The 10,540-nt window shown below is 57.1% G+C and carries 13 protein-coding genes and 1 pseudogene; all 14 read left to right on the top strand.

Annotated features, from left to right (window positions below):
- Window positions 1–700 precede the first annotated feature (700 nt).
- Complete coding sequence (locus HPY90_RS13355; protein WP_287195183.1) at window positions 701–832, top strand: hypothetical protein; 132 nt, start codon at window positions 701–703, stop codon at window positions 830–832.
- A 49-nt stretch (window positions 833–881) separates the two neighbouring features.
- A complete protein-coding gene (locus HPY90_RS16370; RefSeq protein WP_502707215.1) occupies window positions 882–1,505 on the top strand; it encodes a hypothetical protein in 624 nt (207 codons plus the stop codon).
- A 124-nt stretch (window positions 1,506–1,629) separates the two neighbouring features.
- Window positions 1,630–1,836 carry an aspartyl-phosphate phosphatase Spo0E family protein gene (locus HPY90_RS13340; protein ID WP_287195184.1) on the top strand — a complete coding sequence of 69 codons (207 nt, stop codon included), beginning with the start codon at window positions 1,630–1,632 and terminating at the stop codon, window positions 1,834–1,836.
- Between the two features lie 94 nt (window positions 1,837–1,930).
- A pseudogene (locus tag HPY90_RS13335) lies at window positions 1,931–3,271 on the top strand (diguanylate cyclase); the annotation flags it as partial.
- A 97-nt stretch (window positions 3,272–3,368) separates the two neighbouring features.
- Entirely contained in the window at window positions 3,369–3,527 is a 159-nt protein-coding gene (locus tag HPY90_RS16225) for an HD-GYP domain-containing protein (protein WP_353733673.1), read from the top strand.
- Between the two features lie 284 nt (window positions 3,528–3,811).
- The gene (locus HPY90_RS16220) at window positions 3,812–4,093 is read left to right on the top strand and encodes a PH domain-containing protein (protein WP_353733674.1); all 282 of its coding nucleotides are present in this window, start codon (window positions 3,812–3,814) and stop codon (window positions 4,091–4,093) included.
- Between the two features lie 84 nt (window positions 4,094–4,177).
- A complete protein-coding gene (locus tag HPY90_RS13325) occupies window positions 4,178–4,504 on the top strand; it encodes a hypothetical protein (RefSeq protein WP_287195180.1) in 327 nt (108 codons plus the stop codon).
- Window positions 4,505–4,653: 149 nt separating this feature from the next.
- Window positions 4,654–5,049 carry a hypothetical protein gene (locus tag HPY90_RS13320; protein ID WP_287195179.1) on the top strand — a complete coding sequence of 132 codons (396 nt, stop codon included), beginning with the start codon at window positions 4,654–4,656 and terminating at the stop codon, window positions 5,047–5,049.
- Between the two features lie 169 nt (window positions 5,050–5,218).
- Window positions 5,219–5,428 (top strand): PH domain-containing protein, encoded by a 210-nt coding sequence (locus HPY90_RS13315; protein WP_287195178.1) that lies wholly within the window; start codon window positions 5,219–5,221, stop codon window positions 5,426–5,428.
- 27 nt (window positions 5,429–5,455) lie between these two features.
- Window positions 5,456–6,103 (top strand): hypothetical protein, encoded by a 648-nt coding sequence (locus HPY90_RS13310; RefSeq protein ID WP_287195177.1) that lies wholly within the window; start codon window positions 5,456–5,458, stop codon window positions 6,101–6,103.
- 116 nt (window positions 6,104–6,219) lie between these two features.
- Window positions 6,220–6,357 carry a hypothetical protein gene (locus HPY90_RS13305; RefSeq protein ID WP_287195176.1) on the top strand — a complete coding sequence of 46 codons (138 nt, stop codon included), beginning with the start codon at window positions 6,220–6,222 and terminating at the stop codon, window positions 6,355–6,357.
- Between the two features lie 18 nt (window positions 6,358–6,375).
- Complete coding sequence (locus HPY90_RS13300; protein ID WP_287195175.1) at window positions 6,376–8,430, top strand: DPP IV N-terminal domain-containing protein; 2,055 nt, start codon at window positions 6,376–6,378, stop codon at window positions 8,428–8,430.
- The gene (locus tag HPY90_RS13295; protein ID WP_287195174.1) at window positions 8,384–8,731 is read left to right on the top strand and encodes an ASCH domain-containing protein; all 348 of its coding nucleotides are present in this window, start codon (window positions 8,384–8,386) and stop codon (window positions 8,729–8,731) included. The genes HPY90_RS13300 and HPY90_RS13295 overlap by 47 nt, the downstream gene beginning before the upstream one ends.
- Window positions 8,732–9,157: 426 nt before the next feature.
- Window positions 9,158–10,267: a hypothetical protein gene (locus tag HPY90_RS13290; protein WP_287195173.1), complete on the top strand. Its 1,110-nt coding sequence runs from the start codon at window positions 9,158–9,160 to the stop codon at window positions 10,265–10,267.
- Window positions 10,268–10,540: the final 273 nt, after the last annotated feature.

Raw genomic sequence — 10,540 nt, 5'->3', positions numbered from 1 at the left:
GGTTAAGTATGTTTTACGGGAACTGGCCCGGCCAGATTTTGCTGCCCTTATTGGCTAACCTGTTCCCTGGTGAGCCTCAGAGGGCTTAAAAGGCAGCGCCGTTAGGGGAGCCTTGACAGCCGGGGTCCCCGCAGGTGGTACAATGGTTTTTGCGACGGGGCGCTGGTTATTATCTTTACCTGTTCCCCGGAGCCGCCCCGTCGGTGGGTTTGTCTGACCACCTGCGGGGTGGATGTCAAGGCCGCTGCCTTGAAGCTAGTGTTTTTGAGCGGTGAGGTCTCATAACGGGAAAATTTTTTGTGGAGATACCTACTAGATCTTGACACGGACGCAAGCTAAAACATGCTTGAAAGTGAACCAGATAAAGTTTAGAGTTATTAGGGCAATAGAAGGGACTTTACCACTCCTAATAATGGGCTTGTAAAAGGTTGCCCGGACGGTTAAAAAGAACCCCTGCCAACCACGGGCAGCCGACGCCCGCTTCAAGGCGGGCTGTTTACAGGATTAAAACTATACCCGAATGGTACTGATTTTCTGGAACCCTGCTCTTCTTCATCATTCTTGTATCCATAAGAGAAACCATTTACCCATAATATCTACCGTTATAGTATATTTTGCACTCTTTGCACCACCAAAACCCTGCCTGACTGGCTGGCCATCCAGCCTGAAAATAAAAATATTTTTTGGAGGGATTACTACCGTGAAAAAAATCTGCCCTTCTGCCGATGAAGTCCTCTTTCAATTCATCTCCAGCCGGGACGGTGTGGAAACGGCCTTTGACCGCCTGTCCGGGCAGCAATCGAAATGCGGTTTCGGCCTGCAGGGAATATGATATTCTGCTGGGGGAACCACAGCTGTCCTCCCAGCCGGTGGGTTTTGGCGTGGTGGACCCGGATTACATCAACATCATGGTCACCGGTCACCAGCATGCCCTGATCGGCCCGGTCCAGGAAGGCCTGACCCGGCCCTGGGCGATGGAACTGGCCCGCCAGGTCGGGGCCAGAGGTTTTAAAATTGTAGGCTGCACCTGTGTGGGCCAGGACATCCAGTCCCGGGGCGGTGAGGTGTTCGCCGACCATGCGGGCAACAACTTCACCAGTGAGGCGCTGCTGGCCACCGGCGGCATAGACCTGGTGATCAGCGAATTTAACTGCACCCTGCCGGGTATTGAGGAGGTCTGCCGCCAGTATATGGTGGCCCAGATCTGCGGCCCTGGCCGACGGCGCCTTCGGCCTTGCCCTGGGACTGCCCCTGCACCTGGCCCAGCCGCCCTTCATTACCGGCAGCAAGCTGGTCACCCGGGTGCTTACGGAAGAGATGGAAAAGCTCACCGGCGGCAGGGTGATTGTGGAAGAGGAAATCGGGAAAGCGGCGGAGCAGCTGGAACAGGTTATCCAGCAAAGAAGGGCGGCCCTGGGGATCTAGACGCCGGGTCCGTAATTTTTGATGAAATGGGGGCTTCTGATATCCCTTCTACTTCCCCCTATCTTATACACCCGCTCTGAAACTGGAGCGGGCTTTTTTGTCTGAGCCAGAGGGAACCTTGATGAGGAAAAACCTTGTCGATCCGACATCGTTCGACAGTGTTCCCCTTGACGCTCTTTCCAGGAAGTGGTCCAATTGAATCTGGTGCAAGTTGGCGAAAGGGGGAAGTTTTTGCTGGATCTCGGCAGGACGATCCTGCGGCTGGAAAAAGCCAGGAGAGAATTGGTGGCCGTTGATCCCGGCGACAAAGAGAAACTCCTGGCGGCCAGCCGGAAGGTGGATAAGCTGATCTTAGAGTACTACCAGGCTAAAGCTCGGCCCATGGGCATCGGAGGCTGCGGCGGGGAATAACCGTCTGTTTCTTCTCTATTCCGGGGCAGGATTTTGTTCCCCGAAAAATAAAAAAACATCCGGAGAAAAGTGTTCAAAAGGAGCGGTGGATTGCATGAACCCGGGTCGAGGAAAAGACGAACTTTACCGGCTGGTGGACGCTCTGCCAGAGGAAAAAGCCGAAGCGGCGAAGAAGTTTCTTGAACTCCTGCTCGGCGCCAGCAGTAAACTTCTGCCGGAAAAATTGGTGGAAAGGCTGGACCTCTTCGAAAGAATCATTGATTCCCTCCCGGATGCCACCCTTGCCGTTGACCGCGAAGGAAGGGTGCTCGTGTGGAACCGGGCCATGGAAGAAATGACGGGGGTTAAGAGAGAAGAAATACTGGGCAGGGGCGAATACGCTTACGCAGTCCCGTTTTACGGGGAGAAAAGACCCATCCTCGCCAACATCCTGCTCGGCAATGGTACACAGTGGGGACAGCAGTACGATAAAATCGAATTAAAGGGCCATATTCTTGTCGGCGAAGGTTTCGCTCCTTTCGCCCGCGGCGGCAGGGGGCTTTACTTCTGGACGCTCGTGGCCCCAATTTACGACGACAAGGGGAACCTCTTAGGGGCAGTCCAGTGTATCCGCGATATCGGTGAGCGCAAAAAGATGGAGGATGAACTTAGGCGCTGCAGCACCCGCGATGCCCTCACCGGGCTGTACAACCGTGCTTTCTTCGAGGAAGAGCTGCGCCGGCTGGACAGGGGACGCTCTTTTCCTGTCAGCCTCATTTTATGCGATCTGGACGGCTTGAAAGTGGTCAACGACATGCTGGGGCACGAGCAGGGTGACGAGTTATTGCGCCGTGCGGCCAGAGTAATTGCGAGCTGCGTCCGGGGTTCCGACGTGGTGGCCCGGGTCGGCGGGGACGAGTTTGCTGTAATCCTGCCCCAAACAGACCGGAAGACGGCGGAAGAAGTGGCAAAGCGCATAAATGAGGCCGTTGAAAAGGACAACATGCAGCATCCGGATCTCCCTTTGAGCATCTCCGTGGGTGTGGCGATGGCAAAAGATGCTTCGCGCCGGCTGTGGGAAGTCTACAAGGAAGCAGACGACGCGATGTACGTGAACAAGCTTGCCAGCGGGAAGGACCCGCGGGCGGCGGTGATCCGTGCCCTCAAGGCAGCCCTGGCGGAGAAGGATTTCCACAACACGGAGCGCATGAAAGAGATTGCCTGCATGCTGGGAGAGGCGTTGGGGCTCTCGCGTGAAGAAATGGACGGCCTGCGACTCCTGGTGGAGATACACGACATCGGCAAGCTGGGAGTGCCGGACCACATCCTCTTCAAGCCCGGTCCTCTGACTGAAGAGGAAAGGAAAGAAATCCAGCGCCATTCCGAAGTGGGGTACCGCATTGCTCTCTCCTCCGGCGAGCTGGCCCCGGTGGCCCCTTACATTCTCCAGCATCACGAGCGGTGGGACGGGCGGGGCTATCCCCTGGGACTGAAGGGGGAGCAGATCCACCCTCTTGAGCCGTATCCTGGCCGTAGTCGACGCCTACGACGCGATGACATCGGATCGCCCCTACCGCGGTGCAATGTCGCACGAAGAGGCTCTGGAGGAACTGAAGAAGTATGCAGGGAGCCAGTTTGACCCGCAGCTGGTGGAGATTTTTGTGAGATTGCTGGCAGGAGAGAGGGAAAGCTGCACGGAAGAGAATGTGTAGGATAAAGGGAGAGATGCTTGTGGCCAAGCTGCACCCGGCGGCGGAGGAAAAATTCGCCCTGGCGCCTGCCGACCCGGAGACCAGAAACGCCCTGTTGCTGCTGATTATTCCCCCTGGTGTCCTTTCCCTGGTGGGCGTAGCAGTCGGCGTATCCGACCCGGCGGAACTGCCGGGTTTCTTAGTCGTTCTGTGCGGCATAGTGCTGATGACAGTGTTGCTGATGGCGGTTTTCTTTGCCTTTACGCGCCCAGGGAATAAGGATCACCAGGCGTCTGTTTCGCCCGGTGTTCGTGCCTTACGCGCAAGTGAAGAACGTTGCGACGCAGCGTTTTGCCGGGCCGCCTTTCGCCATCGTACGGTTGGGCTCCTACCCGCCGTGGGGGCTCTTCGGCTATTTCGGCCGGTTCAAGGTGGAGTGCCTGGGGTGGATCAGGGTCTACGCCACGTCTTGGCAGAACGAGATGGTTGTGCTGGAGACCGACCGGGAACCGTACTTTCTTTCTCCGGCGGAACCGCAGAGGTTTTGCGGTGCGCTGCGGACCCGGCTTAACGGCACTGCGGGTTAGTGGTGCTGCCTGGCGCGTCCGGGGGTACGGGCCGCAGTTGAAGGCTGCCGGAGTGGGGAGGTGCTGAGGCTGTGGGGGAAAAAGGTGGTGCTGGTATTAAGTTTACTGGTGACCGCATCCGGAATCATCCTGGCGACACTCTTCCTGCCGGTGGCGGCGGGGACGGGGACTGAGGAACTGCGCGCAGTGCGGTTGGGACGCCCTTTCTGGTTCGTGGTGCAGGACCAGAGCCGCTACAGCCCGCTGGGGGATGTGTGGATCACACGCTTGCTCTCCCCGTGGGAGTGCCCCTTTGCGGTGGTATGGTGGCGCTTTCTGGCGTCGTGTGCAGCCGTGGCGGGTCTGCTGTGGCTTGTGCTGCGCGCGGTTGCGCTGCTGCCCGGCCGGCGGGCGGGTGCCGGCCGGGCGTGAGCGGGGGAGGTTCCTTGCCCGCGAGGAGGACTGCCTGGGGCGGTTGGAAATCATCGGTCATTTCCGGTAGCCAAAGTGAAGCGGGAGGGACGTTTATATGGTTCAGGCGGACGGGATTCGGGATTCTCGTCGCGCTGGGTGCGGTTCTGATGACCTTTTGTGTCTGGTTTGCCTGGTTTCGCCTGGTTCCGGCTTACGAGAAGATGGTCCAGACCGGCGACGGGGCCGCGTTCGGTCTGGGGCTCCTGATGGTGCTCTGGTGGTTCCTGCCCGCTTTGACTGCCCTGGTGGTTGGTAATGTGTTGCTCTGGCGTGCGCCGGGTTCCGTACCGGCCGTTCTGGGACGTCCCCTGGCAGTGGGGGCCTGGGTTGGTGCGGCGCTGGCGGTGATGTGGGCGCTGCCCCAGGTTTCCGGTTTTCTGTGGGGCACGTGCGGGTGGTACGTGCTGCGGATGATTGCTGCGGAACTTACAGCCCATCTGCTCCTCCTGGCCCTGGGGTTGCTGCTCGCCTGGGCTGGCGTGCGGCTGTGGCGGAACGTGTAGGCCTTGCGGTGGTTGACGTGTCCCGACCGGAAAGGATTTTCTGCCGACACAACGTTATCTACCGTCTTTTGCCGCGGCGCCGCGTGGTGCTGAAAATGGTCATTCCCGGCCTGGTTCTGCTCTTCCTTTTCGGCCTGGCGGCGGGATCCGGCGGCGTGGTGGAGCGAGGGTGTTCATTGTGGGACGCCGAGAGCTCATGGTTGCCCTTCTCGGCTGGTCTTTTCCCCTGGCCGGCGGCGGCACGGCGAAAGTCTATACCACCCCCTGGGACCGGATGATGCGGATCAAGGCCTCCCGGGAAATTTACCTTCTTTCTCCGGCAGAGCCCGAAGCCTTTATGGAAGCGGCAAATCTGATGGCGACAGAAGAAAAGCAGTAAAAGCAGATCTGGCGCAAAAGAGGAGGGGTGATTTTGACCACTGCTTTTGGGTTGGTCCGCATGGGTTGGGAGTCGTTCAAGAAGAGGCCGTGGCCGCTTTTGGGAGCGTGGCTCGTGGTTTGCGTCGCGCCCGAGCTCGTCCTGTGGGCAGGAGGCGCGATGGTCAGCTCTACCGCTCCGGGGCCGAACGGAGAACCCACTGCGGCCGGCCTCATCGTGTTCGGTATTCTGTGGGTGCTTTACTGGGTTCTGTACTTCGTGTTGACGCCAGGATATACCGGGGTGCTGCTGGCTACCGCTAGCGGCCAACCAGTACGCACACGCGACGTTTTCGCAAAGTGGCGGCTCGGCTGGCGGTACTTCCTGGCGACGGTGCTGTGGTTCGTCGTTAGCTCGGTCGGCTTTTTGCTCCTGATCATCCCGGGAATATACATCTTTTACCGCCTGCGCCTGTACCCGTTTTTCCTGGTGGATCACAACTGCGGCGCCGTGGAGTCTCTGCGGCTGAGCTGGGCCGCGACGAAAGGGCGCGTCCTGCGGATGCTGGCCCTTGACCTGGCCGGTTTCCTCGTTATTCTGCTCGGTTTCGTCTGCCTGGTGGTGGGCGCGATCCCGGCGACCCTGGTCTTCTCACTTGCGTGGGCGCACTTCTACCGGGAGGCGGTATCCGGTTAGTCGTGCCCGCCTGCGCTGAGCGTCAGGCGGCTGTGAGGGCAAGAAGAGATTTGCCCGTGTTACATTTTGCCGGCGGAAGGGGTTTTCGTGAAAAAAGAAAAACGGGAGGGAAAACCGTGGCCGATACAACGGGGCGCAAACTGGTCGTTCTGGTTCTGCTGGCCGTCATCGTGGCTCTGGCCGTTCTTCCGGGCGGTTGCATGAGCGTGGAAACCCGTGCGCTCGAAAGCGAAAACGCCAGGCGCGTCTTGTAATTGGGGGAGAGAGAAGCCATGCAAAACGTCTGGAAAAAACTAGCCTTTCTGGCGGCTTTAATTTTGGTCTTCGGGGCACCGGTACTAGGCGCCCTGGCGGTTCGGTGGAGGATTTCCGACCTCAGTTCAGGCAAGCCGCCCACTGCCGGCAGGGTGGCCTGGGTGGCCGAAGGAAAGCTCTGGGTTAAAGATTTGCCCAACGGAAAGGCGAGACAGCTGGCCGCCGGGGAGAATATTTCCCGCCCTGCCTGGTCGCCGACGGGCAGGTGGCTGCTTTTCCGCCGTGGCGAAGACCTGTGGCTGGTCGGGGTCGGTAGGGGTAAGGCCCGCCGCGTGGCGCAAAGGGTGGACGAGTTCGCCTGTTCCCCGGTGGCGGACGTCTTTGTCTGCACCGCAGGCGGGGAACTTTGCTTGGGCGAGCCGGCGAAGGAGAGGCCCCGCGTCCTGGTGAAGCGGGAGGCCGGTTTTGACCTCGGGCGCATCGCCTGGTCGCCGGACGGCAAGTGGGTGGCTTTTGAGCGGTTGAAGGTGGGTCAGAGTGAGGCGGGCCAGGTAGGCATCTGGAAGGTAGACGCCGCTTCGGGCGCCGTGGCACGGGTGTACATCTCCCGCCTGCGCTTCGACCGGGAAAGGGGCGTGGTGGGTGAGGTGCCGCGGCTGGCGGGCTGGTCGCCCGACGGGGAGATGGTCATCTTGTGGCGCGGACCGTGTTCGGCTTCCATCGAGGCCGACGGCCTCCCTCTCGGCCTGGCCCCGTCAGACGGCTACGAGGAGCCAGTTCCCGTTGTGGGTAAGGGCTGGAATTGGGAGAGTGCTTGGGAGAGCGCCGTTTTAGTTCGGCCTGGTTTTGTAGCCACCGCACCAGGGAAGCTGGCCTTCGTTATTGGCGCGGGCCGGGACACCTGGACGAACAAGCGACTCGCTGTCTACGATTTCCAAAGCGGTGAGCTTGCCTACCTCACCGGCGCCGACTGGGCGGTAATCGATCCCGCCTTTTCCCCGGACGGAAAGCTCTTGGTTTACAGCGCGGGGCCGGAAGTCAAGGATGCGGGCGGGTACGAGCAGACGTTGCGTCAAGGTCTGGCGTCGCGCAGGCTCTGGGTGGTGGGCACCGACGGCGGGAAGCCGCGCCGGCTTACGAACGATCCGGCCTATCGCGACGAGCGGCCGTTTTTCTCGGCCGACGGCCGGTACATACTTTTCGCGCGGCTCGACGGTGAAAACAAGGTCAGCCTGTGGCTGGTGCAACCCGACGGTAGCGGCCTTGAGCAGGTGGTGGAGAGTATCGGGCTCCTGACCGGAGACTTTACCTTCGGCTATTACGGTGCCGTGACCTGGAACGAGCTTTTCGCCTACTGGCCGGGCGTTGCCGACGCCGCGCTCATCAATGCGACGAAGGGCACGCCGGAAGCGAAGAAGCTCCTGGCCAGGTACCCCTGGGCAAAGATCGTCGTTGACCGGAGCGGGAAGCTGGCGGTAGATTTCCGAGTGGATAAGCTTGAAAGCGGCGATGAGCCCGGGCCCTACCTCCGGCTGCGGGTTTTCATCGATCCGGCAACTAACATCCCTGCCGACCGGTTCCTTGACTTAAACGGCAGGGTGATCAGGACGGAGATTTTGCGCCACCTGGACGAGGAAACGGTTTTTGGGACAAAAGTGCCTTATCTGAACCCGGCATACGGAGTGTACCTTGAATTCCCGCGTCACTGGCGGCCGCGCCCGGGTTACGATGACGTTGCGGGTATCCCGGGAAGCTACGGCGGTGATGACGGCTTCTTCCTGGTAAGCGCGATGAACGGGGAGGGCTTGACGCCCGAGGAGGTGGCGCGGCACGAGGCTTCCCACAAGCTGAAGCCCTATGGCGAAAGGCCGCGGTTGGAAAAAACCACGGTCAACGGCAGGGAGGGGTATTTCGTCTTCCCGTCGCCGGAGCTGGGCGTGGGGGCCGGGGCCTGCTGCGTGGTGCCTTACCCGCGGCCCGTGGCGATCACGGGTGAGAAATACCACTACTTTATCCTGTACGGGGATGCAAAACACATCCGGGATCTCGCCGCTTCGCTGCGGTTTCTGTAACCCGTCTTTTGAGGAATTTGCAGGCAGGGCGCTGACAGAAAGAGATAAATGTGTCCAGGCCTGGCGGCCGGGCGAGGAGCGGTGGCAAATCGGCTTTTTATACCTAAGCTACTGGGTAGCACCGTTCGCTTACGTGAGAATTACCGCCGTCCGGCGGGAGCGGCTGGACGACATCACGGATGATGACGCCCGGAAGGAAGGCTACCCGTCAGTGGAGGCGTACCGGGAGGCGTTCGAGAGGATATACGGGTTCTGGGACACGGACGCCGAAGCGTGGTGCTGGAGTTTGAGTTGGGTGTAAGGCTTACGGTTAGTATTTCAAACGTCCGTGTCCGGGCAAATTTTTTGACCCTGTTTGTCGGACAGTTCGGCAAAAATCTGCAAAAAGTACCCGTTGCTTTTTTTTGCCATATGTTACTTTACAGGAGGAATCGGCGGGTAGCGGAAGAATAAGGAAGACGGGGAGGTGGCACGGGTTAAGACTAGGCGATAAGGGTCACCGAAAAGGGAGCCGGAGCAGGAGCCAGGTGATATTCGGGTGCAGAGCGCTGCCGGGTGCCAGAAATACGATCCCGTCGAGACTTTGAAAGCCACGGTTAAAGTTAGCGTTTACTTTTTCCCTTGGCCCACATGGCCCCTCCTATGATTGGTATAAAGGTCTATTATACGGAGCCTTAAGGCTGAATATGATCGGACGTTGAGAAACGGCAAGGAAGAGGACTGAAAAATGAAGAAATTATTGGCCATCATAATTATTTTTGTGTGTCTTGTCGTGGCAGTCCACCGCGATTTCATAGTGAGTTTTATTATCGGTGATATGGACCGGTTTGAAGGAAGGCAGGAAAGAATAGCCAGAGAGTACCTGGCATATCGGAAGGGCATTGCTGCTGAAGATATACCTGTGGGAAGGCCTAATTACGAAGAGGGTCATAGTAGTCTTGCTCTTTATGGAGATTTTGCCTTTGATTTTGATTTAGACGGTCGAATATATACAGTTATTCACGATGGTAACTGGTGGCGCAACGCTTTGAGGATTAGGGGACCAATGAGTATGCGGGTGCGGTTGAATATAATACAACCGCACGACGTTGTTATTGACGAAAGCATACAGCCTCAAACCCGGAATCCGAAATCAATTGATGAAGCCGTAAGCTTTGCAATTAAAACACAGAACCTGGATGCGTATTATAAAGGAGAAATTGCCACAGAGGGACACATCATCCTTGATGTGGAGGAAAATGATGGAATTATTAAGGTGTATACAATAGCAAGTTTTGGATATTTTGGTTTTGAAAATGGTATATTTACTAAGATCAGCGGAAGTGGGGCTATTCCAACGGTTATAACCTTTTCCAAAAACGAAAAAGGTGAGTATTCTTTGCTTGAATATAAGGAGCCGATGGATGGAGCGCTTTATATAGACTCACTAAAGAAGATGTTTCCTAAAAAGCTTTACGATACAGTGCTTTCTGCTGATAAATATTATCCAGACCTTGTAAGGCAGGAGGAAGCAGAAGCAGCAGAGTATTTAAAAAGCATTGGGAGAGCGGCAAAGGTAAGTGGAGCTTATGTAGAAAAGAAGCTTGTAAATATAAATGTACAGGCGTCCAACAGATTATTTGGCGGAACAGGATTTCCTTTTCTGAATGAATATCCGTTCTGGATTGGAACAAGAGAACGGATTGAAAATGGTGTTAGATATATTTATGAGACTTCCCAAAGTAAAACTAGTGATGGTTACGACCTTGTAATTTTTAGGAAGACAAAGGAAGATGGAACTATAGTTGAAGAATATAAATATAAAATTGTGGAAAGTGAGCCACAGCTTATAGAATAGACAAAGCCCTCTCAAAAAATGGAGGAAAGAGAATGCGTGGCCGAACCTGTCTCATCATTCTTCTTTTTATTGTTCTGGCCGTTCTCTTGGGTGGCTGTCAGAGGGGCCAACCAAGCGTGGCGAAAACAGAGATACCTTTGCTTATATGTGCTAAGTTAGATATGGGTTGACACATTGGGATTAACTGGGAGAAATAAAACAACCACCCAGGCTTGCCCCAGGTGGTTGAGTACACATGCTGCTCCCCTTTATAATGGTGATGCCCAAACCTAC

Source organism: Syntrophothermus sp. (assembly GCF_013314835.1).
In the GTDB taxonomy this organism is placed as follows: Bacteria; Bacillota; Syntrophomonadia; order Syntrophomonadales; family Syntrophothermaceae; genus Syntrophothermus; species Syntrophothermus lipocalidus.
This window is presented reverse-complemented; position numbering and strand designations above follow the sequence as displayed.

What these genes read in the sequence shown, in the direction of transcription:
- HPY90_RS16225 (WP_353733673.1), top strand. Translation starts at nt 3,369, where the DNA reads ATGACATCGGATCGCCCCTACCGCGGTGCAATGTCGCACGAAGAGGCT.
- HPY90_RS13320 (WP_287195179.1), top strand. Translation starts at nt 4,654, where the DNA reads ATGACCTTTTGTGTCTGGTTTGCCTGGTTTCGCCTGGTTCCGGCTTAC.
- HPY90_RS13300 (WP_287195175.1), top strand. Translation starts at nt 6,376, where the DNA reads ATGCAAAACGTCTGGAAAAAACTAGCCTTTCTGGCGGCTTTAATTTTG.
- HPY90_RS13295 (WP_287195174.1), top strand. Translation starts at nt 8,384, where the DNA reads ATGCAAAACACATCCGGGATCTCGCCGCTTCGCTGCGGTTTCTGTAAC.
- HPY90_RS13290 (WP_287195173.1), top strand. Translation starts at nt 9,158, where the DNA reads ATGAAGAAATTATTGGCCATCATAATTATTTTTGTGTGTCTTGTCGTG.